Origin of the sequence: Streptomyces sp. NPDC002088 (assembly GCF_040296605.1) — a bacterium.
Classification (GTDB): domain Bacteria; phylum Actinomycetota; class Actinomycetes; order Streptomycetales; family Streptomycetaceae; genus Streptomyces.
Genome location: NZ_JBEOXO010000003.1, coordinates 498,200 through 524,535 on the forward strand (window position 1 = coordinate 498,200; position 26,336 = coordinate 524,535).

The 26,336-nt window shown below is 71.6% G+C and carries 25 protein-coding genes; 22 read left to right on the forward strand and 3 right to left on the reverse strand.

The window, feature by feature from the left end; all coding sequences use genetic code 11:
* The first annotated feature begins 55 nt into the window (after positions 1-55).
* The 10 genes from hrcA (at position 56) to ABT114_RS09510 (ending at position 10,812) form a co-directional block, all read left to right on the forward strand.
* Positions 56-1,072 carry a heat-inducible transcriptional repressor HrcA gene (gene hrcA / locus ABT114_RS09465; protein WP_351140560.1) on the forward strand — a complete coding sequence of 339 codons (1,017 nt, stop codon included), beginning with the start codon at positions 56-58 and terminating at the stop codon, positions 1,070-1,072.
* Positions 1,073-2,209, forward strand: coding sequence for a molecular chaperone DnaJ (gene dnaJ / locus ABT114_RS09470; RefSeq protein WP_351140330.1), 1,137 nt, complete (start codon positions 1,073-1,075; stop codon positions 2,207-2,209).
* Positions 2,210-2,296: 87 nt separating this feature from the next.
* Complete coding sequence (locus ABT114_RS09475; protein WP_351140332.1) at positions 2,297-3,430, forward strand: nitronate monooxygenase; 1,134 nt, start codon at positions 2,297-2,299, stop codon at positions 3,428-3,430.
* The gene (locus ABT114_RS09480; RefSeq protein ID WP_351140334.1) at positions 3,427-4,167 is read left to right on the forward strand and encodes a 16S rRNA (uracil(1498)-N(3))-methyltransferase; all 741 of its coding nucleotides are present in this window, start codon (positions 3,427-3,429) and stop codon (positions 4,165-4,167) included. The genes ABT114_RS09475 and ABT114_RS09480 overlap by 4 nt, the downstream gene beginning before the upstream one ends.
* Positions 4,168-4,183: 16 nt before the next feature.
* Positions 4,184-4,576, forward strand: a complete 393-nt coding sequence (locus tag ABT114_RS09485; protein ID WP_351140336.1) for a VOC family protein — start codon at positions 4,184-4,186, stop codon at positions 4,574-4,576.
* A gap of 191 nt (positions 4,577-4,767) precedes the next feature.
* Positions 4,768-5,178: a hypothetical protein gene (locus tag ABT114_RS09490; RefSeq protein WP_351140338.1), complete on the forward strand. Its 411-nt coding sequence runs from the start codon at positions 4,768-4,770 to the stop codon at positions 5,176-5,178.
* 49 nt (positions 5,179-5,227) lie between these two features.
* Entirely contained in the window at positions 5,228-8,464 is a 3,237-nt protein-coding gene (locus tag ABT114_RS09495) for a S41 family peptidase (RefSeq protein ID WP_351140340.1), read from the forward strand.
* 57 nt (positions 8,465-8,521) lie between these two features.
* Positions 8,522-8,887, forward strand: a complete 366-nt coding sequence (locus ABT114_RS09500) for a histidine triad nucleotide-binding protein (RefSeq protein ID WP_351140342.1) — start codon at positions 8,522-8,524, stop codon at positions 8,885-8,887.
* 6 nt (positions 8,888-8,893) lie between these two features.
* Positions 8,894-9,799 carry a ribonuclease Z gene (locus tag ABT114_RS09505; protein WP_351140344.1) on the forward strand — a complete coding sequence of 302 codons (906 nt, stop codon included), beginning with the start codon at positions 8,894-8,896 and terminating at the stop codon, positions 9,797-9,799.
* A gap of 20 nt (positions 9,800-9,819) precedes the next feature.
* Positions 9,820-10,812 (forward strand): adenosine deaminase, encoded by a 993-nt coding sequence (locus tag ABT114_RS09510; RefSeq protein ID WP_351140346.1) that lies wholly within the window; start codon positions 9,820-9,822, stop codon positions 10,810-10,812.
* 9 nt (positions 10,813-10,821) lie between these two features.
* Here the strand turns inward: ABT114_RS09510 and ABT114_RS09515 are convergent, their stop codons facing one another.
* Both ABT114_RS09515 and ABT114_RS09520 read right to left on the reverse strand, forming a co-directional pair.
* Positions 10,822-12,162, reverse strand: a complete 1,341-nt coding sequence (locus ABT114_RS09515) for an MFS transporter (protein WP_351140348.1) — start codon at positions 12,160-12,162, stop codon at positions 10,822-10,824.
* A 347-nt stretch (positions 12,163-12,509) separates the two neighbouring features.
* Positions 12,510-13,313, reverse strand: coding sequence for an IclR family transcriptional regulator (locus ABT114_RS09520; RefSeq protein WP_351140351.1), 804 nt, complete (start codon positions 13,311-13,313; stop codon positions 12,510-12,512).
* A 112-nt stretch (positions 13,314-13,425) separates the two neighbouring features.
* Here ABT114_RS09520 and ABT114_RS09525 point away from each other — a divergent pair, with 112 nt between their 5' ends.
* The 8 genes from ABT114_RS09525 to ABT114_RS09560 all read left to right on the forward strand — a co-directional run bounded on the left by ABT114_RS09525 (position 13,426) and on the right by ABT114_RS09560 (position 21,374).
* Positions 13,426-14,364 (forward strand): 5-dehydro-4-deoxyglucarate dehydratase, encoded by a 939-nt coding sequence (locus ABT114_RS09525; RefSeq protein WP_351140353.1) that lies wholly within the window; start codon positions 13,426-13,428, stop codon positions 14,362-14,364.
* Positions 14,361-15,650 (forward strand): glucarate dehydratase family protein, encoded by a 1,290-nt coding sequence (locus ABT114_RS09530; RefSeq protein WP_351140355.1) that lies wholly within the window; start codon positions 14,361-14,363, stop codon positions 15,648-15,650. The genes ABT114_RS09525 and ABT114_RS09530 overlap by 4 nt, the downstream gene beginning before the upstream one ends.
* Positions 15,651-15,765: 115 nt before the next feature.
* Positions 15,766-16,929 carry a carbohydrate kinase family protein gene (locus ABT114_RS09535; RefSeq protein WP_351140357.1) on the forward strand — a complete coding sequence of 388 codons (1,164 nt, stop codon included), beginning with the start codon at positions 15,766-15,768 and terminating at the stop codon, positions 16,927-16,929.
* 141 nt (positions 16,930-17,070) lie between these two features.
* Positions 17,071-18,129, forward strand: a complete 1,059-nt coding sequence (locus ABT114_RS09540) for a PhoH family protein (protein ID WP_351140359.1) — start codon at positions 17,071-17,073, stop codon at positions 18,127-18,129.
* A gap of 13 nt (positions 18,130-18,142) precedes the next feature.
* Positions 18,143-18,640: an rRNA maturation RNase YbeY gene (gene ybeY / locus ABT114_RS09545; protein WP_351140361.1), complete on the forward strand. Its 498-nt coding sequence runs from the start codon at positions 18,143-18,145 to the stop codon at positions 18,638-18,640.
* The gene (locus tag ABT114_RS09550; RefSeq protein ID WP_351140363.1) at positions 18,637-19,947 is read left to right on the forward strand and encodes a hemolysin family protein; all 1,311 of its coding nucleotides are present in this window, start codon (positions 18,637-18,639) and stop codon (positions 19,945-19,947) included. Before ybeY ends, ABT114_RS09550 begins: the two co-directional genes overlap by 4 nt.
* Positions 19,944-20,303, forward strand: a complete 360-nt coding sequence (locus ABT114_RS09555; RefSeq protein ID WP_351140365.1) for an MmcQ/YjbR family DNA-binding protein — start codon at positions 19,944-19,946, stop codon at positions 20,301-20,303. The genes ABT114_RS09550 and ABT114_RS09555 overlap by 4 nt, the downstream gene beginning before the upstream one ends.
* A 42-nt stretch (positions 20,304-20,345) precedes the next feature.
* The gene (locus ABT114_RS09560) at positions 20,346-21,374 is read left to right on the forward strand and encodes a S66 family peptidase (RefSeq protein WP_351140367.1); all 1,029 of its coding nucleotides are present in this window, start codon (positions 20,346-20,348) and stop codon (positions 21,372-21,374) included.
* Here the strand turns inward: ABT114_RS09560 and ABT114_RS09565 are convergent.
* Positions 21,359-22,831, reverse strand: a complete 1,473-nt coding sequence (locus tag ABT114_RS09565) for an MFS transporter (protein ID WP_351140370.1) — start codon at positions 22,829-22,831, stop codon at positions 21,359-21,361. The genes ABT114_RS09560 and ABT114_RS09565 overlap by 16 nt on opposite strands.
* A 90-nt stretch (positions 22,832-22,921) precedes the next feature.
* Between ABT114_RS09565 and ABT114_RS09570 the strand changes: the two genes are divergently transcribed.
* From ABT114_RS09570 to ABT114_RS09585, 4 genes are all read left to right on the forward strand, one after another.
* Positions 22,922-23,797 carry a helix-turn-helix transcriptional regulator gene (locus tag ABT114_RS09570; RefSeq protein WP_351140372.1) on the forward strand — a complete coding sequence of 292 codons (876 nt, stop codon included), beginning with the start codon at positions 22,922-22,924 and terminating at the stop codon, positions 23,795-23,797.
* A 28-nt stretch (positions 23,798-23,825) separates the two neighbouring features.
* Positions 23,826-24,179: a cytidine deaminase-like protein gene (locus ABT114_RS09575; RefSeq protein WP_351140374.1), complete on the forward strand. Its 354-nt coding sequence runs from the start codon at positions 23,826-23,828 to the stop codon at positions 24,177-24,179.
* Between the two features lie 190 nt (positions 24,180-24,369).
* Positions 24,370-24,846 carry a hypothetical protein gene (locus tag ABT114_RS09580; RefSeq protein ID WP_351140376.1) on the forward strand — a complete coding sequence of 159 codons (477 nt, stop codon included), beginning with the start codon at positions 24,370-24,372 and terminating at the stop codon, positions 24,844-24,846.
* 146 nt (positions 24,847-24,992) lie between these two features.
* On the forward strand, positions 24,993-26,321 hold the full coding sequence (locus ABT114_RS09585) for a beta-xylosidase (protein WP_351140378.1): 1,329 nt from the start codon (positions 24,993-24,995) through the stop codon (positions 26,319-26,321).
* Positions 26,322-26,336: the final 15 nt, after the last annotated feature.

Here is a 26,336-nt window from a genome sequence, read left to right on the forward strand (position 1 = left end):
CGCAGAGTGCCAGGCGAAAGGCCAAGGGGACGACATTCTGGGAGGTGTGCGCGAGATGCTGAGCGAACGCAGGCTTCAGGTGCTGCGCGCCATCGTCCAGGACTACGTCGGTACCGAGGAGCCGGTGGGCTCCAAGGCGCTCACCGAGCGGCACAAGCTCGGCGTCTCCCCGGCGACCGTGCGCAACGACATGGCGGCCCTCGAGGACGAGGGGTACATCGCCCAGCCGCACACCAGCGCCGGGCGCATCCCCACCGACAAGGGCTACCGGCTGTTCGTCGACAAGCTCGCGGGCGTCAAGCCGATGACGGCGCCCGAGCGGCGCGCGATCCAGAGCTTCCTCGACGGGGCCGTCGACCTCGACGACGTGGTGGCCCGGACCGTACGGCTGCTCGCGCAGCTGACTCGGCAGGTCGCCGTCGTGCAGTACCCGTCGCTGACCCGCTCGACCGTGCGGCACGTGGAGCTGCTGTCGCTGGCGCCGGCACGCGTGATGCTGGTGCTGATCACCGACACCGGCCGGGTCGAGCAGCGCGTGGTCGACTGTTCGGCGCCGTTCGGCGAGACCTCCCTGGCGGATCTGCGGGCGCGGCTGAACAGCCGGGTCGCGGGGCGCCGGTTCGCGGACGTACCCCGTCTCGTGGAGGATCTGCCGGACGCCTTCGAGGCAGACGACCGCGGCACGGTCTCGACGGTGCTCTCCACTCTGCTGGAGACGCTCGTCGAGGAGAACGAGGAGCGGCTGATGATCGGCGGCACCGCCAATCTGACCCGCTTCGGGCATGACTTCCCTCTCACGATCCGCCCGGTGCTCGAGGCGCTGGAGGAGCATGTCGTGCTCCTCAAGTTGCTTGGCGAGGCGGGCGATTCGGGCATGACCGTGCGGATCGGTCACGAGAACGCCTATGAGGGACTCAACTCCACTTCAGTGGTGTCGGTCGGCTACGGTTCGGGCAACGAGGCGGTCGCCAAGCTCGGCGTGGTCGGACCGACCCGCATGGATTACCCGGGAACGATGGGAGCGGTACGCGCAGTGGCACGGTACGTCGGACAGATCCTGGCGGAGTCCTAAGTGGCCACGGACTACTACGCCGTTCTCGGCGTGCGTCGCGACGCGTCGCAGGAAGAGATCAAGAAGGCCTTCCGGCGGCTCGCGCGCGAGCTGCATCCGGACGTCAACCCCGATCCGAAGACCCAGGAGCGGTTCAAGGAGATCAACGCCGCTTACGAGGTGTTGTCGGACCCGCAGAAGAAGCAGGTCTACGACCTCGGCGGCGATCCGCTCTCCCAGTCGGGCGGGGCCGGCGCGGGCGGCTTCGGCGCCGGTGGCTTCGGCAACTTCTCCGACATCATGGACGCCTTCTTCGGCACGGCGTCGCAGCGCGGACCGCGCTCGCGCACGCGCCGGGGCCAGGACGCGATGATCCGGCTCGAGATCGAGCTGGACGAGGCGGCCTTCGGCACGACGAAGGACATCCAGGTCGACACGGCGATCGTCTGCTCCACCTGCAACGGTGAGGGCGCGGCGCCGGGGACGAGTGCCCAGACGTGTGACATGTGCCGCGGTCGCGGTGAGGTGTCGCAGGTCACGCGGTCCTTCCTCGGTCAGGTCATGACGTCCCGCCCCTGCCCCCAGTGCCAGGGCTTCGGGACCGTCGTCCCGACCCCGTGCCCGGAGTGCGCGGGCGACGGCCGGGTGCGATCCCGTCGGACGCTGACCGTGAAGATCCCGGCCGGTGTCGACAACGGCACGCGCATCCAGCTGGCCGGTGAGGGCGAGGTCGGGCCTGGTGGCGGTCCCGCCGGTGACCTGTACGTCGAGATCCACGAGCTGCCGCACGCGATGTTCCAGCGGCGCGGTGACGACCTGCACTGCACGGTGACGATCCCGATGACGGCGGCGGCCCTCGGCACGAAGGTGCCGCTGGAGACCCTGGACGGCATGGAGGAGGTCGACATCCGGCCCGGCACCCAGTCCGGCCAGTCGATCCCGCTGCACGGCCGTGGCGTCACGCACCTGCGCGGCGGCGGCCGGGGCGACCTCATCGTCCACGTCGAGGTCCAGACCCCGAACAAGCTCGACCCCGAGCAGGAGCGCCTGCTGCGCGAGCTCGCCAAGCTGCGCGGCGAGGAGCGCCCGCAGGGGCAGTTCCAGCCTGGGCAGCAGGGGCTGTTCTCGCGGTTGAAGGACGCGTTCAACGGTCGCTGACCGCTCTTCCGAGCTTGCCTCCCCCTGGTCCATGCCAGGGGGAAGGCCCGATTCGGACTTGTTCGAAGGACGTGACAACATGCCGTCATGTCCTCCGCGCTGACCGATCTCTGCCCCCATCCGATCGTGCAGGCCCCCATGGCGGGCGGCGTCTCCGTGCCGCAGCTCGCCGCCGCCGTCTCCGAGGCGGGTGGGCTCGGGTTCCTGGCCGCCGGGTACAAGACCGCCGACGGCGTGTACCAGGAGATCAAACAGCTGCGGAGCCTCACGGCCCGCCCCTTCGGCGTGAACCTGTTCATGCCGCAGCCGGAGTATCCCGGTGCAAGCACCGGCTCCACCGGAGCGGCCGGCGCCGCGCCCATCGATGCCGGCGCCGTCGACGTCTACGCCCACCAGCTGGCCGGCGAGGCCGCCTGGTACGAGACGGAGCTCGGCGACCCGGACAGCGGGCGGGACGACGGGTACGAGGCCAAGCTCGCGGTGCTGCTGGACAACCCGGTGCCGGTGGTGTCGTTCCACTTCGGTGTCCCGAGCCGGGACGTGCTGGACTCCCTGCGCCGCGCCGGCAGCCTCACGTTGGTCACGGCCACTACCGTGGAGGAGGCCCTCGCGGTGGAGCGGGCGGGCGCCGACGCGGTGATCGTGCAGGGCGTCGAGGCGGGCGGCCACCAGGGCACCCACCGTGACATCCAGGAGAACGACGGCTCCGGCATCGGACTGCTCGCGCTGATCGCGCAGGTCCGCGAGACCGTGAGCCTCCCGCTGGTCGCCGCCGGCGGCATCATGCGCGGCAGTCAGATCGCCGCCGTGCTCGCGGCGGGCGCCGCCGCGGCCCAGCTCGGCACGGCGTTCGTCGCCACCCCCGAATCCGGCGCCCACACCCTGCACAAGCAGGCGCTGACCAACCCCCTGTTCGTCCGCACGGAGCTGACCCGTGCCTTCTCCGGGCGCCCGGCCCGCGGTCTGGTCAACCGCTTCCTGCGCGAGCACGGGCCGTATGCCCCCGCCGCCTACCCGGAGGTCCACCACCTCACCTCGCCGCTGCGCAAGGCCGCCGCCAAGGCCGGTGACGCGCAGGGCATGGCCCTGTGGGCGGGCCAGGGCCACCGCATGGCCCGCGAACTGCCCGCCGGGCAGCTGGTCGAGGTGCTGGCCGCCGAACTCGACGCGGCCCGGGCAGCGTTGTCGGACCGGAGCTCGGACCGGGGTGAGGTCCGGTGACCGCGCCCGTCTTCGTCGTCGAGGACGTCCGCGCCGACGGTGCCGGGCAGTACGTCCTCGACGGGCCCGAGGGGCGGCACGCGGTCTCCGTGAAGCGGCTGCGGCCTGGCGAGGCCGTAGTCCTCACCGACGGCGCCGGACGCTGGGCCGAGGGCGAGGTGGCGGCCGCCGAGGGCAAGGACCGCCTGATCGTCGACCTGCGCGAGGTGCACGAGGAGCCCGAGGCGGCGCCCCGTATCACCGTCGTGCAGGCGCTGCCCAAGGGCGACCGGGGCGAGGTCGCGGTCGAGACGATGACCGAGGTCGGCGTCGACGCGATCGTGCCGTGGGCGGCCTCCCGCTGCATCACCCAGTGGAAGGGCGAGCGCGGACTGAAGGCGCTCGGCAAGTGGCGGGCCACCGCCCGCGAGGCCGGCAAGCAGTCCCGGCGGGTGCGCTTCCCCGAGGTCGCGGACGCGGCGACGACCAAGCAGGTTGGCGCACTTCTGGCCAAGGCCGACTTCGCCGCCGTACTCCACGAGAGCGGTGACGCACCGCTGGCCGCCGTCGAACTGCCCACCGAGGGTGAGATCGTGCTCGTGGTCGGACCTGAAGGCGGGGTCTCCCCCGAGGAGCTGGCGCTGTTCGAGGAGGCGGGCGCGCGACCGTACCGTCTCGGGCCGAGCGTGCTGCGCACCTCGACCGCGGGGACCGCGGCCGCGGCCCTGCTCCTCGGCCGCACCGGCCGCTGGTCCTGACCGCCGGGAGGCTGCCGTGGAACTCGCCCAGATACGGTTGCTCGTCACCGACTTCGCCGCCTGCTACCGCTTCTACGCCGACGTCCTCGGCCTCAAGCCGCAGTCGGGGGCGACGGAGGGGCCGTACGAGAAGTTCAGCCCCGCCACGGGATCGGCGGGCATCGCTCTTCAGGACCGGGCCACGATGGCCCAAGTCCTCGGGGAACTGCGGGACTCGGCGACGGGCCACCGCTCCCTCGTGGTGCTTCGCGTCGACGATCTGGACGCCTACTGCGCGCGGATAGCCGCCCGCGGCGCGACCCTGCTGCACGGCCCGTCCTTCCTGGGCGACCGCATGCGCGTGGCCCACCTCAAGGACCCGGAGGGCAACCTGGTGGAGCTTCAGGAGTGGCTGCTGCTGCGTGGCTGACCCCGCTCGCATTGTGACCGTATGCGGTCTACCGTCCTGCCGCCGCGAGTGGCACGCTGTCCTCCATGGGGGTATTGAGGCGGATTTGGGCTCGCCCGCGCGGGACGCGGGTGGTGGCAGTGGCAGGGTGTGCGATGGTCGCCGTGGGTGGCGTCGTGGCGTGCGATCCGGGTGGGCTGAATTCAGCCTCGGTGGCGTACACGACCGACCGGACCGCGACGAAGGAACTCGAACGGCAGCACGTGAACGTGCGGTGGCTCAGCTGCACGGCCCATTACGCCGACCAGGCGGCCACGGCGAGCGCGAACACCGTCGCCTCCGTCGACTGCCAGGGCGCGACGGACGACGGGAAGGACATCACCGTCACCGGGAAGGTCAACCGGGCCGTCAACGGCGCGTGCGTGCGCGGGGACCTCACCGCCAAAGTGGGCGGCAAGCAGTGGTTCCATGTGAGCGGGCTCGGGAACTGCAACGCCACGCCCTCGCCCGTCAACGGGGGCACCGGCGGGCAGCAGGGACAGCCCACCGTCACGGTGACCGTCACCAGGACCGTCTGGTGCGTGAACAACAACCCGCAGTGCCGGCCCGTCGAGGGCAAGTGAGAGATCCGTTCCCCTGTCCGCGGGCGGCGGCGCTGCATAGGCTGATCGTGTGACACAGCCCGCAGCAGCAGCATCGCCCTCGTCGGCGTATCTCCGCTTCCCGCACCTGCACGGCGAGTTGGTGGCCTTCACCGCCGAGGACGACGTGTGGCTCGCGCCCCTCGACGGCGGGCGGGCCTGGCGGGTCAGTGCCGACAACGTGCCCGTGACCCTGCCGCGTATCTCGCCCGACGGCACCACCGTCGCCTGGACCTCCACCCGTGACGGCGCCCCCGAGGTGCACATCGCCCCGGTCGACGGCGGCCCCGCCGAGCGGCTGACGTACTGGGGCAGTTGGATGACCAGGGTGCGCGGCTGGACCCCGGACGGCGAGGTCCTCGCCACCAGCACCCAAGGTCAGGCCAGCCTGCGCCGCAGCTGGGCCCGTGCCGTCCCGCTCGACGGCGGACCGGCCGCCGTGCTGCCGTACGGGCCCGTCGGTGACGTGGCGTACGGGCCGCACACCGTGCTGCTGTCCGCGCCCATGGGGCGCGAGGCCGCCTGGTGGAAGCGGTATCGCGGCGGTACGGCGGGCAAGTTGTGGATCGACCGTGCCGCCGAAGGTGAAGAAGGCGACGGTGAATTCACGCGGCTTCACGACGAGTTGGACGGCAACATCGAATACCCGGTGTGGGTGGGGGAGCGTATCGCCTTCCTCTCCGACCACGAGGGCACCGGCGCCCTGTACTCGTCCCTCGCCGACGGCTCCGACCTGCGGCGGCACACCCCTCTCGACGGTTTCTACGCCCGGCACGCGGCGAGCGACGGCAGCCGTGTCGTGTACGTCTCGGCCGGTGAGCTGTGGCTGCTCGACGACCTCGACGGGGCCGAGCCGCGCCGGCTCGACATCCGGCTCGGCGGGCAGCGCACCGACCGGCAGCCCGGCCCGGTCAACGCGGCCCGCTGGCTCGACTCCGCATCCCCCGACCACACCGGGCGTGGCAGTGCGGTCGCCGTGCGCGGTGCCGTCCACTGGGTCACCCATCGCGCGGGACCGGCCCGGGCGCTCGCCGCGCGGCCCGGTGTACGGGCCAGGCTACCGCGCACCTTCCGCACGGAGGGCGAGGAGTGGGTGGTGTGGGTGACGGACGCGGAGGGCGACGACGCCCTGGAGTTCGCGCCCTCGACCGGCCTGGCCCCCGGTGCGACCCCGCGCCGGATCGCCGCCGGACGGCTCGGCCGCGTCCTCGACCTGGCCATGGCGCCCGACGGCAGCCGTGCCGCCGTCGCCGCGCACGACGGACGGCTGCTGCTCGTCGAGCGGGAGACCGGCGAGGTGCGCGAGGTCGACCGCAGCGAGTACGGGGACGTGGGGGGCCTCGCCTTCTCGCCCGACTCCGCCTGGCTCGCCTGGTCGCACCCCGGCCCGTACCCGCTGACCCAGCTCAGGCTCGCCAACACCACCGACCTGTCGGTCACCGAGGCGACCCCGCTGCGCTTCCAGGACTACGCCCCCGCCTTCACCCTCGACGGCAAGCATCTCGCCTTCCTGTCGACCCGCTCCTTCGACCCGGTCTACGACGAGCACGTCTTCGACCTCGCGTTCGTCGAGGGCGCCCGCCCGCACCTGATCACGCTCGCCGCGACCACGCCGTCGCCGTTCGGACCGCAGCGCCACGGCCGCCCCTTCGAGGCCCCCGACAAGGACGAGACCCCCGACAGCGAGGGCACGCCGGCGACCCGGATCGACCTCGAAGGGCTCGCCGACCGCATCGTCCCCTTCCCGGTCGAGGCCGCCCGCTACTCCACCCTGCGCGCCGCCAAGGACGGCGTGCTCTGGCTGCGCCACCCGGTGCGCGGTGTCCTCGGCGCGTCCCGCGCGACCCCCGACGACCCCGACCCCAAGACCGAGCTGGAGCGCTACGACCTGGCCCAGCAGCGCATCGAGCACCTGGCGGCCGACGCCGACGACTTCGAGGTCACCGGCGACGGCAAGCGGCTGCTGCTGTGGACCGACGGCAGGCTCAAGGTCGTCCCCAGCGACCGGCGCGCCTCGAACGACGACGACAGCGACTCCAACATCACCGTCGACCTCACCCGGGTACGGCAGAGCGTCGACCCGGCGGCCGAGTGGCGGCAGATGTACGAGGAGACCGGCCGCGTCATGCGGGACAACTTCTGGCGGCCGGACCTCGGCGGGACCGACTGGGACGGCGTCCTGGAGCGCTACCGTCCGCTGCTGGACCGGCTCGCCACCCACGACGACCTGGTCGACCTGCTGTGGGAGGTGCACGGCGAACTCGGCACCTCGCACGCGTACATCACGCCGAACGGCGGCTACGGCCGCGGCGCGCGCCAGGGCCTGCTCGGCGCCGACATCTCCCGGCACCCGGACGGCACCTGGCGCATCGACCGGATCCTGCCGTCGGAGACCTCCGACCCGAAGGGCCGCTCCCCGCTGGCCGCGCCCGGCGTCGCGGTGCGCGCCGGGGACGCCATCGTGGCGGTCGCCGGGCATCCGGTGGATCCGGTGACCGGCCCCGGACCGCTCCTCGTCGGTACGGCGGGCAGGCCGGTGGAGCTGACGATCTCCCCGGCGGGCGGTGGCGACCCGCGGCACGCGGTCGTCGTCCCGACCGCGGACGAGGAGCCGCTGCGCTACCACGCCTGGGTCGCTGACCGGCGGGCGTACGTGCACGAGCGCTCCGGCGGCCGGCTCGGCTATCTGCACGTCCCCGACATGCAGGCGCCCGGCTGGGCGCAGATCCACCGCGACCTGCGCGTCGAGGTGATCCGGGAGGGCCTCGTGGTGGACGTCCGGGAGAACCGGGGCGGCCACACCTCCCAGCTGATCGTGGAGAAGCTGGCGCGGCGGATCGTCGGCTGGGACCTGCCCCGTGGCATGCGGCCCTTCAGCTACCCGCGCGACGCGCCCCGCGGACCGGTGGTCGCCGTCGCCAACGAGTTCTCCGGCTCCGACGGCGACATCGTCAACGCGGCGATCAAGGCGCTCGGCATCGGACCGGTCGTCGGCACCCGCACCTGGGGCGGTGTCATCGGCATCGACAGCCGCTACCACCTGGTCGACGGCACACTGGTCACCCAGCCCAAGTACGCGTTCTGGCTGGAGGGTTACGGGTGGGGCGTGGAGAACCACGGCGTCGATCCCGACGTGGAGGTGGTGCAGCGCCCGCAGGACCACGCGGCCGGGCGGGACGTCCAGCTGGAGGAGGCGGTCCGGATAGCGCTGGAGGCGCTTCAGGAGACGCCCGCCAAGACGCCGCCGAGCCTGCCGGGCCTGGAGTGACACACCGGCTCGCTACGATGCCCTGGTACGAGGTGAACTGCGCGAGGAGGCACACGCATGGCGCGAAATGAGGGCGGGGAGCCGCAGGACGACTGTCTGTTCTGCAAGATCGTGGCGGGGCATGTCCCGGCGACGATCGTCCGTGAGACGGAGACGACCGTCGCGTTCCGGGACATCAACCCCCAGGCGCCCACGCACGTCCTGGTGATCCCCAAGGCGCACTACCCGAACGCGGCCGAGCTCGCCGTCGCCGACCCGGCGCTCACCGCGGACGTGCTGCGCGAGACGCGGGCGGTCGCCGACGAGGACAAGCTGGAGAGCTACCGCGTCGTCTTCAACACCGGGGCCGGCGCGGGCCAGACCGTCTTCCACGCCCACGCGCACGTCCTCGGCGGCCGCGGCATGCACTGGCCCCCCGGGTAAGTCGCCGTGTCCGTACGTGAACTGGTGGTCCTCGGCACCGCCAGCCAGGTCCCCACCCGGCACCGCAACCACAACGGCTACCTGCTGCGCTGGGACGGCGAGGGCATCCTCTTCGACCCCGGCGAGGGCACGCAGCGGCAGATGCTGCGTGCCGGGGTCGCCGCGCACGACCTGAACCGGATCTGCGTCACCCACTTCCACGGCGACCACTGCCTGGGCCTGGCCGGCGTGATCCAGCGCATCAACCTCGACCAGGTGCCGCACCAGGTCACCGCCCACTACCCGCGTTCCGGCCGGCGCTTCTTCGACCGCCTGCGCTACGCCACCGCCTACCGCGAGACCGTCGGCATCACCGAGGCCCCCGTCGCCGAGGACGGCCCGCTCGCCGTCACGGGCACGTACACGCTCGAGGCGCGCCGGCTCTCCCATCCCGTCGAGTCCTACGGCTACCGGCTCGTCGAGCCCGACGGTCGCCGTATGCTGCCCGACCGGCTCGCCGCGCACGGCATCAAGGGCCCGGACGTGGGCCGGATCCAGCGCGAGGGCGCGCTCGGGGCCGTCACGCTGGAGGACGTCAGCGAGGCGCGGCGCGGTCAGCGGTTCGCGTTCGTCATGGACACCCGGCTGTGCGACGGCGTGCACGCGCTCGCCGAGGGCTGCGACCTGCTCGTCATCGAGTCCACGTTCCTCGACGAGGACGAGGAGCTCGCCGTGGAGCACGGCCACCTGACAGCCGGGCAGGCGGCCCGGGTGGCGCGGGACGCGGGCGTGCGGCACCTGGTGCTCACCCACTTCAGCCAGCGCTACTCCGAGCCGGACGAGTTCGAGCGGCAGGCACGGGCCGCCGGGTTCGAGGGGGAGCTGAGCGTGGCGCACGATCTGCTGAGAGTGCCGGTTCCGAAGCGCAGATAAAACCCCCGTACCATGCTTTGATGCCCCTCCCCAAAGCTGAACTTCACCTCCACATCGAAGGCACCCTGGAACCCGAGCTGGCGTTCGCGCTCGCCGCGCGCAACGGTGTCACGCTGCCGTACGCGGACACGGAAGAGCTCCGCAAGGCGTACCAGTTCGATGATCTCCAGTCCTTCCTGAACCTGTACTACGAGCTGATGGCCGTCCTGCGCACCGAGCAGGACTTCGAGGATCTCGCGAACGCCTACCTCGCCCGCGCCGCCGCGCAGGGCGTGCGGCACGCGGAGATCTTCTTCGACCCGCAGGCGCACATCGCCCGGGGCGTGGGCATGGGGACGGTCGTCGAGGGGCTGTGGCGGGCGCTCGGCCGCAGCGAGCAGAACCACGGCGTCTCCACCCGGCTGATCCTGTGCTTCCTGCGTGACGACTCCGCCGAGTCGGCCCTGGAGACCCTGGACGCGGCGAAGCCCTACCTCGACCGGATCACCGGCATCGGCCTGGATTCCGCCGAGGTCGGCCACCCGCCGGTGAAGTTCCGTGAGGTGTACGAGGCCGCCGCGGCCCTCGGGCTGCGACGCGTGGCGCACGCCGGTGAGGAAGGCCCGCCGCAGTACATCACCGAGGCCCTGGACGTGCTCGGCATCGAGCGCGTCGACCACGGCCTGCGTTGCATGGAGGACCCGGCGCTGGTCGAGCGGCTGGTGCGCGAGCGCATCCCGCTGACCCTGTGCCCCCTGTCCAACGTCCGGCTGCGCACCGTGGACGTCCTGGCGGACCACCCGCTGCCCGCCATGCTGGACGCCGGCCTGCTGTGCACGGTCAACTCCGACGACCCCGCCTACTTCGGCGGCTACGCCGGCGACAACTTCGACGCCGTACGGTCCGCCCTCGGCCTGACCGAGGACCGCCTGCGCGAACTGGCCCGCAACTCCTTCGTCGCCTCCTTCCTGGAGGACGACGAGGAGCGCCGGGCGCGTTACCTCGCCGAGGTGGAGGCGTACGAGTTCTCGTAGGCACGCGTCCTATTCGGCAGAGGGCCCCGGTGCGGCAGCCGCCCGCCGGGGCCCCGCCGTGTCGTAGGCGCCCCGGGCGGAAACGGCGGGCGTATCCACCGTGATCTCGACGACCGCCTGCTCCGGCGCACCCACCTGCGGGACCGCTCCCGTCGGCGCGCCGGTGGAGGCGGCGACCACGGCGGCCGGCGTGCCGCCCCGCCGCCGGACCGTGCCCGGCAGCAGCGGGCGGCCGGCGGTGTGCAGGGCGACGGCGGTCATGGGTACGGCGACGACGAGCAGCCCGGCGGCGAGGATGGCACCCATGTCGGGGAACCCGGCTCGCGCCGACAGGAGACTGCCGGTCAGCGGGCCCGCCGCCGTACCCAGCGAGGACGCGGAGCCGACGAGCACCGCCCAGCGGCCGCGCGGGTCGAGCGAGGCGGCGAGGCCGATGAGGTACGAAAGGACCACCGGGTAGAGGAGGTTCCACGCGATCTCGCCCGCGGCGAAGGTCGTCAGGTCGGTCGCGGACGCGCTGGCCACGACGCAGCCGGCGATGAGCGCGGTACCGGCCCCGATGGGCAGCGCCCGGCCCAGCCGCGGCCCGAGCGCTCCCGCGCCCAGGACCCCCAGCAGGCCCGCCCCCAGCGCGACGGCGAAGACGACACCGACGGCGGCCTCGGTGAGGTGCGCCTGGGTCAGCCCGATGCGGCCGCTGACTCCCCAGAGGGAGTTCTGGACGAGGGACCAGCAGGGCATGGCCGCGGCGAGGACGAGACCGGAGCGGAGATGGGGGAGGCGGGCTCGCTGCCGCCGGGTCTGCGGGAGGGTCGTACGGCCCGGGAGACGGCCCGTCAGGGGCCAGACGGCGAGAGCGGTCAGGGCGATCGCGGCCAGCGGCTGCCCGTGGCCCCGGCCGAGATGCGGCACCGTCAGATAGACGACGCCCGCGAGCGCGGACACACCGAGCAGGCCGAGTGCGGAGGCGCGGTGCGGGTCGCGTTCGGCGGCGATCCGGGTGGCGGCGACCGTGGTGGCCGTACCGGACCCGAACCCGCCCACCAGCGCGCCGAGGACGACGGCCGGTACGGAGTGGGTGAGGGCGGCCCCGCCGTAGCCGAACACGGCGAGCGCGAGGCCGATACGGGCCAGCCGTCGGGCTCCGATCCGTTCGACCCGCGACGCGAGGACGAACCCGGCCGACGCCGAACTCAGCAGCAGGGCACTGCCGACGGCCCCCGCCTGCGTGGCGGACAGCGGCAGTCCCGCGTCCAGCCTGCCGACGGTGGTGGGCAGCAGATACGGGGCGAGGTACCCGGCCGTGAAAAGGGCAACGAGGGGCCAGGGGGTTGTGCGAGGGGCGAACACGGGCGTTCCTGGGGCATGCGAAAGAGGCGGCTCAAGAAAGGGGGGTGGGCAACGACCGTCGACGGACAGGAACGCGCGGGCAATTTGTATCAAGCGCGCCGTTCGAGAAGAAGAGCGGGTGGGGTGACGTGAGTCACATTCCGTTTGGGGCTCAAGAGGCCGGGTAAATGAGGGCGCTTGAGTTACCTAGGGGCGGGGCAAGATGATCGGGACCGTGTTCCGGACCGCGGGCCGCGGACGGAGGTCGACGACCGTGTGGTCGGCGTCGTTCCTTCCGCCGCGCTACCGGCGGAGCCCGAGAACGGTGCGTCAGTGCGACCCTGAGGCCATGACGGTCCCGGCGCGCTCTAACGCCAGTGCTGGGCGCCCCTCACGCCCGGGGCCGTTGCCTCGATCTTGCTTCTGATCTCGCGCATCACCGCGATGATCTGCCGCTCGTGCTCCGGGGTGAGCCGTGCGACGGGCACCGAGCAGCTGATGGCGTCCTGGGCGGGGGAGTCGTAGCGCAGGGGGAAGCCGAAGCCGACGATGCCCAGGACGCCTTCCTCGCGGTCGATCGAGTAGCCGCGCCCGCGGACTTCGGCGAGGTCCGTCAGCAGGGACTCCCGGGTGGTGTGCGAGTTCGGCGTGAGTGCCTCGTACGGCCCCTCGGGCAGCTCGTCGTCTGGCCACTCGGCCAGGATCGCCTTGCCCAGCGCGCCGACGTGCGCGGGCAGGCGGCGCCCCACCCGGCTGATGGTCCGCAGGTACTCGTGCGACTCCCGCGTCGCCAGATACGCCACGTCCCGACCGTCGAGCCGGCCCATGTGGATCGTCTCGCCCAGCGCCTGGGAGGCCTCGTCGAGATACGGCCGCACGATCCGCACGCGCGGGTCGGAGTCCAGATAGCTCGTGCCGGTGAGCAGGGCGTGGATGCCGATGCCGTAGAGGGAGCCGGTGATGTCCGTGCGGACCCAGCCGCGCGAGATCAGGGTCTGCAGCAGCGCGTACATCGAACTGCGCGGCACACCCAGCTCGTCCGCGAGCTCCTGCAGTCGCGCCGGACGGTCGCCGCGCGCGGCCAGCAGCTCAAGGAGGTCGACGGTGCGCGCCGCGGACTTCACCTCGCGGACACCGCCGGTCTCCGGGCGGCTGCTCCCTGTCTCTGACATGCGCCGATCGTAATCGGCTCGCCAAGCCCTCGGTCGACCCATTGACGCCTGCCGGTCGCCTGCCTAACCATCTTCATGCGTAGATAACGTCTACATAGGGAGATGAGCGAGGGTGACCCTCGACCCGGACACGGCCCGACGGCTGAGAGACGGCATGGCACGCGGCGTGCTGTCGTTCCCGCTCACCAGCTTCCACGACGACGGCACCCTCGACCCGGACGGCTTCCGCGCGCACGTCGCGGCCCAGATCGCCACCGCCCCCGGCGCGGTCTTCCCGGCCTGCGGGACCGGCGAGTTCTTCTCGCTGGACGAGGACGAGTACCGGCAGGTCGTCACGATCGCGGTCGAGGAGGCCGGCGGCCGGATGCCCGTCGTCGCCGGAATCGGCTACGGCTGGGCGCAGGCCGCCCGCTTCGCCCGCATCGCCGAGGAGGCCGGCGCCGACGCGCTCCTGGTCCTCCCGCACTACCTGGTCGCCGCCCCACAGGATGGGCTGGTCGCCCAGCTGGAGCAGATCGCGGCGCGCACCCGGCTGCCGCTCATCGCCTACCAGCGCGGGCAAGTCGCCTTTACGGCAGCCTCCTTGAGGCGCATCGCGGACATTCCGAACGTCATCGGCCTCAAGGACGGGCACAGCGATCTCGACCGGCTCCAGCGCCTCACGCTCGCCGCCCCCGAGGGCTTCCTGTTCTTCAACGGCGCCGCCACCGCCGAGATCCAGGCCCGCGCCTACGCCACCGTCGGCATCCCGGCCTACTCCTCGGCCGTCCACGCCTTCGCCCCCGAGATCGCGAGCGCCTTCTTCACGGCCCTGCGCGACGGCGACGACGGCGCGGTCGAGAAGCTGCTGCGCGACTTCTACGTCCCGCTCGTCGAGCTGCGCGACCGGGTCCCCGGATACGCCGTGTCCCTGGTCAAGGCGGCGTCCCGGCTGCGCGGCCGTCCGGTGGGACCCGTGCGCGCGCCGCTCACCGACCCGTCGCCCGCCGACCTGGCGGACCTCAAGCTGTTGCTGGCCACCGGACTCGACCTCGTGGGAGCCGACCTGTGAACCTCACCATCGCGAGCGTCCGCCTGACGCCGATCCTGGTCGCCGACCCGCCGCTGCTGAACACGCAGGGCGTCCACCAGCCGTACACGCCCCGGCTGATCGTGGAGGTCGAGACCGCGGACGGGATCACCGGGCTCGGTGAGACGTACGGCGACACCAAGTACCTGGAGCTGGCGCGGCCCTTCGCCGAGAAGCTGAAGGGACGTCAGGTCAGTGATCTGAACGGCCTGTTCACCCTCGCCGACGAGGTGTCCGTGGACGACTCCAGGGTCTTGGGGCAGGTCGACGTCGGCGGACTGCGCGGCGTCCAGACCGCCGACAAGCTGCGCCTGTCCGTCGTCTCCGGCTTCGAGGTCGCCTGCCTCGACGCCCTCGGCAAGGCCCTCGGCCTGCCCGTGCACGCGCTGCTCGGCGGGAAGGTGCGGGACGCGGTCGAGTACAGCGCGTACCTCTTCTACAAGTGGGCCGACCACCCGGAGGGCGTCGCCGCCGAGAAGGACGACTGGGGTGCCGCGGTCGACCCGGCCGGAGTCGTCGAGCAGGCACGCAGGTTCAAGGAGCGCTACGGCTTCACGTCCTTCAAGCTCAAGGGCGGCGTCTTCCCGCCGGACGAGGAGATCGCCGCCGTACGGGCCCTGGCGGAGGCCTTCCCCGGACATCCCCTGCGCCTCGACCCCAACGGCGCCTGGTCCGTGGAGACGTCACTGAAGGTCGCGAAGGAACTCGGAGGCGTCCTCGAATACCTGGAGGACCCGGCGCTCGGCACCCCGGCCATGGCCGAGGTCTCCGCCGGGACCGACGTACCGCTCGCCACCAACATGTGCGTGACGACCTTCGCCGAGATCAAGGAGGCGTTCACCAAGGACGCCGTCCAGGTCGTGCTCTCCGACCACCACTACTGGGGCGGCCTGCGCAACACCCAGCGACTCGCCGCCATCTGCCGCACCTTCGGCGTCGGGGTGTCCATGCACTCCAACACCCACCTGGGCATCAGCCTCGCCGCGATGACCCAGGTCGCGGCCACCGTCCCCGACCTCCACCACGCCTGCGACTCCCACTACCCCTGGCAGTCGGAGGACGTCCTCACCGAACGCCTCACCTTCGAGGCCGGCAAGGTCGCCGTGTCGGACGCTCCGGGGCTGGGCGTGGAACTCGACCGCGACAGGCTGGCGCTGCTGCACCGACGGTGGCTCGAAGACGACGGATCGCTCAGGGACCGTGACGACGCGGCGGCGATGCGCATCGCGGACCCCGGGTGGGCCACGCCGTCGATGCCCCGCTGGTAGGCCTGAGCACGGGCGGCTCCTCGACACACGCTTCTGCGCTCCGGAGGTGAACCGAGCCCCGAAAAGGGGGCGGGTGGCACACTGGCCAGATCCGCACCACGTCAGGGAGCGCCACGTGACCGCGTCCAACGCGTCCACCGGAAAGGGACCGTCGCCCATCACAGGGGGCCCGCAGCACTGTCAGGCCCACGTCGATCCCCTGTCCGCCGTACGCACACCGGACGACCCGCCCTGGGACGTGTACCTCACGGGCAACGTGTTCCTGGACATCATCTTCACCGGGCTCGACTCCGCCCCGGTGCGCGGGACCGAGTCCTGGGCGCGCGGGATGGGGTCGAGCCCTGGAGGCGTAGCCAACATGGCCACCGCGCTGGCCCGCCTCGGCCTGAAGACGTCCCTCGCGGCGGCCTTCGGCGACGACCATTACGGCGAGTACTGCTGGGACGCGCTGGAGCAGGGCGAGGGCATCGACCTCTCGCCGTCCCGCACGGTCCCCGGCTGGCACTCCTCGGTCACCGTCTCTATGGCGTACGAGGGCGAGCGCACGATGGTCTCCCACGGCCACGAGCCGCCCCCCGAAGCCGTACGCCTTCAAGGGGGCGCCCCCGACCACGCCCCACGCGCGCGTGCCGCCGTCGCCTCGCTCACGCCCGGCAGGCGCGCCCCCTGGATCGCCCAGGCCGCCCGCGAGGGCACCCGCATCTTCGCGGACGTCGGCTGGGACGACACCGGCGCCTGGGACCTGGCGGGCCTCGCCGACCTTCAACACTGCGAGGCGTTCCTGCCGAACGCCGAGGAGGCCATGCGCTACACCGGCGCCGACTCCCCCCGCGCCGCCGCCCACGCCCTCACCGCACACGTACCGCTCGCCGTCGTCACCCTCGGCGCGGAGGGTGCGTACGCGGTGGACCGGCGCACGGGCGAGACCGCCGAGGTCCCGGCGATCGCCGTCGAGGCCCTCGACCCGACCGGCGCCGGCGACGTCTTCGTGGCGGGCTTCGTCACGGGCACCCTGGCGGGCTGGCCGCTGGCCGACCGCCTGGCCTTCGCGGGCCTCACCGCCGCCCTCTCCGTCCAGGAGTTCGGGGGCTCGCTGTCCGCCCCCGGCTGGTCGGAGATCGCGGCCTGGTGGCGCCGGGTGCAGTCGGTCGAGGAGCAGGATCCGGCCGCGCTGCGGCGGTACGCGTTCCTGGACCGCCTGCTGCCGGGGGAGGAGCAGGTCAGACCGTGGCCGCTGCGGAGGGCGGTGCCGACGATCGGATTCGGGCGGTCGGCGTGAGCGGCGGACGGTACCCGAGTGATTCCGGTGCGGAAAAGCCCTACGGCGTTGTCAGTGCACCGTCGTACCCTTGGAATCGCGAGGCCGCCCTCAGCTACGCGGCCGTGACGAGGAGGAACCGCAGGCCTACAGAGCCGGCCCATGACTCAGACACCCACAGCTCACAGCCCCGCGCAGGGGCAGGCGAGAGCACGGTTCACCGTCCCCGCCCAGCACCCCATGGTGACCGTACTGGGGTCCGGCGACTCCCTTCTGCGCGTGATCGAGACGGCCTTCCCGGCGGCCGACATCCACGTCCGGGGCAATGAGATAAGCGCCGTCGGCGACCCGCGGGAAGTCGCCCTCATCCAGCGCCTGTTCGACGAGATGATGCTGGTGCTCCGCACCGGGCAGCCGATGACGGAGGACGCAGTGGAACGCTCGATCGCCATGCTGAGGGCAAGTGAGAACGGGACGAACGACGGCCTGGAGACCCCGGCCGAGGTGCTGACGCAGAACATCTTGTCCTCGCGAGGCCGCACGATCCGCCCCAAGACCCTCAACCAGAAGCGGTACGTCGACGCGATCGACAAGCACACGATCGTCTTCGGCATCGGCCCCGCCGGTACCGGCAAGACCTACCTCGCCATGGCCAAGGCGGTCCAGGCCCTGCAGTCCAAGCAGGTCAACCGCATCATCCTGACCCGCCCGGCGGTGGAGGCGGGCGAGCGCCTCGGCTTCCTCCCCGGCACCCTCTACGAGAAGATCGACCCGTACCTGCGCCCGCTGTACGACGCGCTGCACGACATGCTGGACCCGGACTCGATCCCGCGGCTGATGGCGGCGGGGACCATCGAGGTCGCGCCCCTGGCCTACATGCGCGGCCGTACGCTCAACGACGCCTTCATCATCCTGGACGAGGCCCAGAACACGAGCCCCGAGCAGATGAAGATGTTCCTCACCCGCCTCGGCTTCGACTCGAAGATCGTGATCACGGGTGACGTGACGCAGGTCGACCTGCCGAACGGCACGAAGTCGGGTCTGCGCCAGGTCCAGGAGATCCTGGAGGGCCTCGACGACGTCCACTTCTCCCGGCTGTCGTCCCAGGATGTCGTCCGGCACAAGCTGGTCGGCCGTATCGTCGACGCGTACGAGAAGTACGACAGCGAGAACGGTACGGAGAACGGCACCCACAAGGGCGCCCGTAACAAGCGGAAGTAGACAAGCCAGCACCATGTCGATCGACGTCAACAACGAGTCCGGAACCGAGGTCGACGAGCAGGCGATCCTCGACATCGCCCGTTACGCGCTCGCGCGGATGCGCATCCACCCGCTCTCCGAGCTCTCGGTGATCGTCGTGGACGCCGACGCCATGGAGCAGCTGCACATCCAGTGGATGGACCTGCCGGGGCCCACGGACGTCATGTCCTTCCCGATGGACGAACTGCGTCCGCCGTCGAAGGACGACGACGAGCCCCCGCAGGGCCTCCTCGGCGACATCGTGCTGTGCCCGGAGGTCGCCGAGCGGCAGGGCAGGGAAGCGCCCACGCAGCACTCCATGGACGAGGAGCTGCAGCTGCTCACCGTCCACGGCGTGCTGCACCTGCTGGGCTACGACCACGAGGAGCCCGGCGAGAAGGCCGAGATGTTCGGCCTCCAGGCGGCCATCGTGGACGGCTGGCGTGCGGAGAAGGGTCTGACCGGCCCGTCTCCGGCCCCGACCGTCTCATGAGTCCGCAACTCGTCGTCGGCGCGATCGCCCTGGTCGTCGTCGCCTGGCTCGCCGCCTGCGCGGAGGCGGGCCTCGCGCGCGTCTCCAGCTTCCGCGCCGAGGAGGCCGTGAAGTCCGGCCGCCGCGGCAGCGCGAAGCTGGCCCAGATCGCCGCCGACCCGACCCGCTACCTCAACGTGGCGCTGCTGGTCCGCGTCGTCTGCGAGATGGCGGCGGCCGCGCTGGTCACGTACGCCTGTCTGAAGGAGTTCGACAGCACCGCCGAGGCCCTCCTGGTCGCCATCGCGGTCATGGTCCTCGTGTCGTACGTCGCCGTCGGCGTCTCCCCGCGCACCATCGGCCGCCAGCACCCGCTGAACACGGCGACGGCGGCGGCGTACGTGCTGCTGCCGCTCGCGCGGATCATGGGCCCGATCCCGTCGCTGCTCATCCTCATCGGCAACGCCCTCACTCCCGGCAAGGGCTTCCGCCGCGGCCCGTTCGCCTCCGAGGCCGAGCTGCGCGCGCTGGTCGACCTCGCCGAGAAGGAGTCCCTCATCGAGGACGACGAGCGCCGCATGGTGCACTCGGTCTTCGAGCTGGGCGACACGCTCGTACGGGAGGTCATGGTCCCGCGCACCGACCTCGTCGTCATCGAGCGCTACAAGACCATCCGTCAGGCCCTCACCCTGGCCCTGCGCTCCGGTTTCTCGCGCATCCCCGTCACGGGCGAGAGCGAGGACGACATAGTCGGGATCGTGTACCTGAAGGACCTGGTCCGCAAGACGCACATCAGCCGGGACGCGGAGAGCGAGCTGGTGTCGACGGCGATGCGGCCCGCCGCCTTCGTGCCCGACACCAAGAACGCCGGCGACCTGCTGCGCGAGATGCAGCAGGACCGCAACCACGTCGCCGTCGTCATCGACGAGTACGGCGGCACGGCCGGCATCGTCACCATCGAGGACATCCTCGAGGAGATCGTCGGCGAGATCACCGACGAGTACGACCGTGAACTCCCGCCGGTGGTGGAGCTGGACGACGACCGCTACCGGGTCACCGCCCGCCTCGACATCACCGACCTCGGCGAGCTGTACGGCCTGGAGGAGTATGACGACGAGGACGTGGAGACCGTCGGCGGACTCCTGGCGAAGGCGCTGGGCCGGGTGCCCATCGCCGGCGCGTCGTCCGTGGTCGAACTCCCCGACGGGCGCGAACTGCGGCTGACCGCGGAGGCCTCCGCCGGCCGCCGGAACAAGATCGTGACGGTGCTGGTGGAGCCGGTGGTCCCCGCCGACCCGCCCGACGACGAGGAGACGAAACCGGAGTGACCCCCAAGGAGCTGCGCGCCCTCTGCCTGTCCTTCAACGCGGCCGTGGAGGACTTCCCGTTCAACCCGGAGACGTCCGTCTTCAAGGTCCTGGGCAAGCTCTTCGCCCTGACGAACCTGGACGCGCGGCCCCTGACGGTCAACCTCAAGTGCGACCCGGACGACGCGGTCCGGCTGCGGGGCGAGCACTCCGGCCTGATCATCCCCGGCTACCACATGAACAAGCGCCACTGGAACACCGTCACGGTCGACGGCGAGCTTCCCGACCGGCTGGTCCGGGAGCTGGTCGAGGACTCGTACGACCTGGTGGTGGCCGGGCTGCCGAGGGCGGAACGGCTGCGGCTGGACCGGCCGTAAACCCTTGGCGGGGCAGTCTGACCGCATGTCAGAATCCAGCGCATGACTGTTCGATACCCGCGCCCTCTGCGCCCCGGTGACCGTGTCGGCATCACGTCTCCGTCCAGCGGGGTCCCGAAGGAGCTGCGCGGGCGGCTGGACGTGGCGGTCGGTGATCTGGAGGCGCGCGGGTACGAGGTGGTCGTCGGGCGGTGCATGGACGGTGACGGGCACCTCAGCGCACCCGCCGCCGACCGCGCGGCCGAGCTGATGGACATGCTGACCGACCCCGCCATCCGAGCCGTGGTGCCGCCGTGGGGCGGGGAGACGGCGATCGACCTGGTGTCGCTGCTGGACTGGGACCGGCTGCGGGAGGCCGAACCGACCTGGCTGGTCGGCTGGTCCGACATCTCGACGGTGGCGACACCGCTGACCCTGCTGACCGGGACGGCGACCGTGCACGGCAACAACCTCATGGACACGCCCTATCGGGCGCCCGAGGGGCTGCTGACCTGGCTGGACATCGTCTCCGCACCCCAGGGCCGGCCGTTCGCGCAGACCCCGCCGGGCCGTTACCGCTCGACGGGCTGGGACGACTACCGAGCCCACCCGGACGTCCGCGACCTCACCCTCGACACCCCCGGCCGGTGGACCCGCCTCGACGACGACGGAGACGTGGACGTCGAGGGCCGGCTGATCGGCGGCTGCATCGAGACCCTCGTCAATCTCGCGGGAACGCCGTACCTGGACGTCGCGTCCTTCGCGCGGAGTTCGGCTCCGGAGGGGCTGCTCGTGTACGTCGAGGCGTGTGAGGACAACGCCTACACCATCTGCCGCAACCTGCACGGCATGCGCCTGGCCGGCTTCTTCGACGCGGCGAACGCGGTACTCGTCGGCCGGACCAACGCGCCGGACGGCCGCACCCTCACCCAGCACGAAGCGGTCCTCGACGCCCTCGGCTCCCTGAACGTGCCGATCGTCGCCGACGTCGAGTGCGGCCACGTACCGCCGTATCTGCCGCTCGTGAACGGAGCGCGTGGCCGTGTCGTCCACACGGCCACGCGCAGCGAGCTCACTCAGACCCTCGGCTGAGTCAGGCGCAGTCCCAGCGCCACCAGTACGGAGGCCACGAGCACGATCGCCGCGTCCAGAGCCAGCACCGTGTGGACGCCGGCCAGCAGGTCGTCCGACGTGGTCGCCAGGACGCCCAGCAGCGGGATGCCGACGGTGAGGCCGATCTGCTGGGTCGAGGTGACCAGGCCGGTGGCCAGGCCCTGTTCCTCGTCCGGGACGCCGGAGGTGGCCGTGAGGCCGTAGGAGATGATCGCGCCCAGGTGGAACATGCTGGCCAGGGAGACGGCGGCCGTGGCGAGCCACACCGACCAGGTGTGGGCGTTCAGGCCGAGCAGCGTGGCGACGAGTGCGCCCTGCCCGGCGAGCGAGCCGACCAGCGTGCGGCGGGCGCCGAAGCGGCCGATGACCTTCGGGGTGAGCGAGCCCGCCACGACCGACAGCGCGCCCTGGACGCCGAAGACCAGGCCGGTCTCGAAGGCCGACAGGTGCAGGACGTCCTGGAGGTACAGGGTCAGGACGAAGACGACCGTCGACATCATCGAGAAGGTGACCAGACCGCCCAGGTTGCCCCAGGCCACCGTGCGGCGGCGCAGCATGGGCAGCGAGACCAGGGGTGCGTGCGCGCGGGACTCGACGGCGACGAAGGCGGCCAGCAGCAGGAGGCCCGCGATCAGTGTGGTGACGACGTCGGTGCGGGCGAAGCCGTGGTCGGCGGCCGTCGAGAGGGCGTAGATCAGGGACAGCAGACCGCCGGTGACGGTGACCGCGCCGGGCACGTCCAGTCGGGGGCGGTCCGGGATGGGGGCACCTCCCATGCCCTTAAGGCTATGGGGGAGGGACTCGGGGAGCAGGCCCGGGGCCAGCGGCAGCACGATCACCGCGAACACGCTGAGCAGGCCCATCGTGGAGCGCCAGCCGAGCGCGTCGGTCAGGACACCGCCCGCCACCATGCCGATGGTGAAGCCCAGCGACAGCAGGGTGCCGGAGATGCCGAGGGCGCGGTCCCGGGCCGGGCCCTCGGGGAAGGTCGTGGTCAGCAGGGACATGCCGGTGGGCACGATCGCCGCCGCGCCCAGGCCCTGCAGGGCGCGTCCGGTGAGGAAGGACGCCGGGTCCCAGGCGAACGTGGCCAGCAGCGAGGCCGCGCCGAACAGGGCCAGGCCGGTCAGGAACAGCCGGCGGCGGCCGTAGAGGTCGCCGATGCGGCCGAAGAGCAGCAGGAAGCCGCCGGACGGCAGCGCGAACGCCGTGACCGCCCACTGGAGGGCGGAGGTGCTCATGCCGAGGTCGGTGCCGAGGGCGGGCAGGGCCACGTTCAGGACGGAGAAGTCCAGGGCGACCATGAACTGGGCCGCGCACAGGACGAAGAGGACGAGTTTGTCGCGCGTCGACAGGCGGGTACTGCCGGAAGTGTCGGCACTGCCGAGCGGATCCCGCACGGGAGCGGTGGGTGAGGTGGTGGTTTCGATCGCCATGGCAAGAGCTTCCGGCGGCCGGAATAACCATGGGGAGTCAGAACTTATGGTGGTGGTGGCACCACCAGACAGCACGAGGGGGATCTGTCCGTGCCTGAGGACGCGCTGAAGAGTCATCGGCTGCGTGAACTGCGCGAGTTCCTGGTCAGCAGACGGGCCCGGGTCACCCCGGCCGAGGCGGGCCTGCCGGACGGCGGGGCGCGGCGCCGTACGCCTGGTCTGCGCCGCGAGGAGGTCGCGGTGCTCGCGGGGGTGGGTGCCTCCTGGTACCAGTGGCTGGAGCAGGGCCGGGACATCTCCGTCTCGCCGCAGGTGCTCGACTCCGTCGCCCGCGTGCTGCGGCTCAGCAACGCCGAGCGCCGCCATCTGTACGTCCTCGCCGGGCTGAACCCGCCCGCGCCCGAAGTGGCGCCCGAGAAGCGGGACATGTGCGACGGGCTGCGCCGGGTGATCGACACGTGGATGCCGTATCCGGCGCACATCATGGACATGTACTACAACTGCGTGATGTACAACGACGCCGCCGCGATGGTGCTCGGCATGCGTCCCGGCACCACGCAGAACTGCATCGTCGACTTCTTCACCGATGAGCTGTACCGGTCCCGGAGCAACAGCTGGGAGCACAACGCGCGCACGGTCGTCGCCCAGTTCCGGGCGGCGTGCTCCGCCTGTCCCGACGACGAGGGGTTCCAGCAGGTGGTCGCCGAGCTGAAGGCCACGAGCGAGGAGTTCGCCGCGCTGTGGGAGGAGCGGGACATCGAGGACGCGGGGCAGATCCGCAAGGAGCTCGACCATCCGCTGGTCGGGCTGCTGGTCGTGGAGTCGACGGCTATGAAGGTGCCGGCCCGGCCCGATCTGACGATCGTGCTGCACACCCCACTGGACGAGGTGAACACCGCGGCGAAGCTGGAGTGGCTGGCCTCTCCGGAGGGCAGGCGCGGGGCGATGTACCCCGTGGCCGGGTGAGCGGCGCGGTTCTTCGTATGCTCAGGGCATGACCGACAGCAACGCGCTTGACCCCGAGGACAAGAAGATCGTCACCCTGGCCCGCTCCGCCCGGGCCCGCAACGGTGTGCCCGAGGGGGCGGCCGTACGAGACGAGACCGGCCGTACGTACGTGGCCGGCACCGTCGCCCTCGACTCCCTGAAGCTGAGCGCCCTGCAGACGGCGGTGGCCATGGCGGTGGCGTCCGGCGCGAAGTCGCTGGAGGCGGCGGCGGTGGTGACCGAGGAGGAGTCCGCGTCCGCGGAGGACCGGGCGGCGGTACGGGATCTGGGCGGGCCTCAGACGCCGGTGCTGGTGGCTGCGCCGGACGGGACGGTTCGGGTGACCGTCACGGCGGGCTGAAGAGTCGTCCGGAATTCATCCTTGCCGTTCCCTGTCTCTCGCGCATCAATGGAACCGGTAGTTCCGACGGACCGTCAGATTCGGTTGTCACGCAGTGTGTCCGCACCCGCCTGCTCCGGGCGCTCCGTCGGCGCATCTCCCGTCCATCCCCACATGGCATTCCCAGATTCGGGAAGGGAACCGGATTCAGATGACAGGCAAGCGCATACGTACCGGTGCGGTACTGGCGGTCGGGGCCCTCGCGGCCGCCGGGCTCGCCTTCGCGCCCACCGCCGTCGCCGTCACCCCACAGTCGGCGACGATCACCGCGGACTGCGGGGCGTTCGGCGGCGGTGAGGCGACGCTCACGGCCACCCAGGACGGCACCGCGGCCACCCTCACCCTCACATCCACCGCGATCACCGCGCCGATCGCGCTCGCGCAGGACTCGATCACGTCCACCCTGACCCTGGTGAAGGCGACCGGCGGCACCACGGCCTTCACCGGCACGAAGAACCCGGCGATGGCCGCCGGGGATCCCGTGACCGTCGGTCCGCTCAGCGGCACCGTCGCCTCCGGTGACAGTCTGGAGACGTACGGCGGTTCGCTGACGATGACGGTCTTCGGGATCACGATCACCTGTACGGCGACCGGGCCGCAGTCGCCGGGGCCGTTCGTGTTCGACTGAGCACAGGCGTGCACGATGGCAGGGAAACTGATGGAGCGTCAGTTTCCCTGCCGCATCTCCATTGACTTCTCACGCTACCTGCACATCAATGGCCCCCTGTCGGCGCAGACGAGCCGCTGCGCCCGCATCCCTCAAAGGGGGCAAGCATGGGTCCGACACCCCGAAGATCCCGAAGGCGCCGGTGGGCGTCGCTGCTCGGGGCGACCGCGCTCGCGGTCACCGCGGGGGGCGCGCTGGCCTGTCCGGCCGGAGCCGCGTCCACGAACGTGGACTTCGCCACGCACTGCATCCCGCCCGAGATCGCGGGCATCCCGCCGATCGACGGCACCACCACCGCGAGCATCGCGGTGGACAACGCCAGCCCCAAGGTTGGCGAAACCGTCACCGTGACCTACACGGTGGTCACCCCGGCCGCGAGCAACCCCACCGACCTCGCCCTGCCGGCCGACATCATGACGCCGACCGGCAAGGTCACCCTCGGCGGGGCGCAGACCGGCAGTGTCACGGTCGCGGGGCCGAAGAAGAACACCCCGGTGCCGGGGAAGGGCGCCTTCCCGTCGTTCTCCATGACCGGCACGTTCACGGTCACCGCGCCCGGCGCGATCACGCTCTCGCCCGGCGACTACAACATCCACACCAGCTACATCCTGGAGCTGGACACCCCGTGCACGGTCATCACGCCGCCCGCGCCGGTCTCCGAGACCGTCACCGCGACGGACGTGAGCCAGCCCAACACCCGAGCCATCACGCTGGGTTCGGCCTCCGGCAACCCCGGTGACAGCGTCACCGTCACCGGCGACAACTTCACGCCGGGCGCGACCGTCACCCTGGCCGGCCGGGCCGGGACCGCGCAGACCGCGGACACGGCGACCGTGACCGCGGACGACCAGGGCGCCTTCAGCGGCCCGCTCGTCGTCAACGACAAGACGACCACCGGGGTCGTGGCGTACGAGGGCGGCGCGTGGAGCTCGGACAAGGGCGCGGGACCCGCCGCCTATGTCGTCATCGACAACACGCCCGTACCCGAGGGCAGCCAGAAGCTGACCACCACGGTGAAGGCGGGGACGCTGTCCATGTCCCAGGCCGGGGACGCCGTGCAGCTGACCGGGGTCGACTTCGGCAAGGGCGGGGCCTCGACCGGGGCCCTGCAGACGGTGACCGTCCAGGACTTCCGCGGCGGACCCGCGGGCTGGTCCCTGACCGGCAAGGTCACCGACTTCACCGGTCCTGGCGCCAAGATCGACGCCGGCAAGCTGAGCTGGACCCCCGCCTGCGCCACCAGGGCGGGCAGCCCGAGCACCTGCCAGGCCGGTTCGGCGGGCACGGTGGGCGCTTCGGGAGCGACGCTGGCCGCCGCCCCCGACGGCACGCTCACCGGCGGCGAGTTCACCGTGGACGCCCAACTGTCCCTGAACGTACCGGAGTTCACTCCGCCAGGGGCGTACTCCGGCATCCTCACGCTCACGCTCACCTGACACCACCCAGCGTTC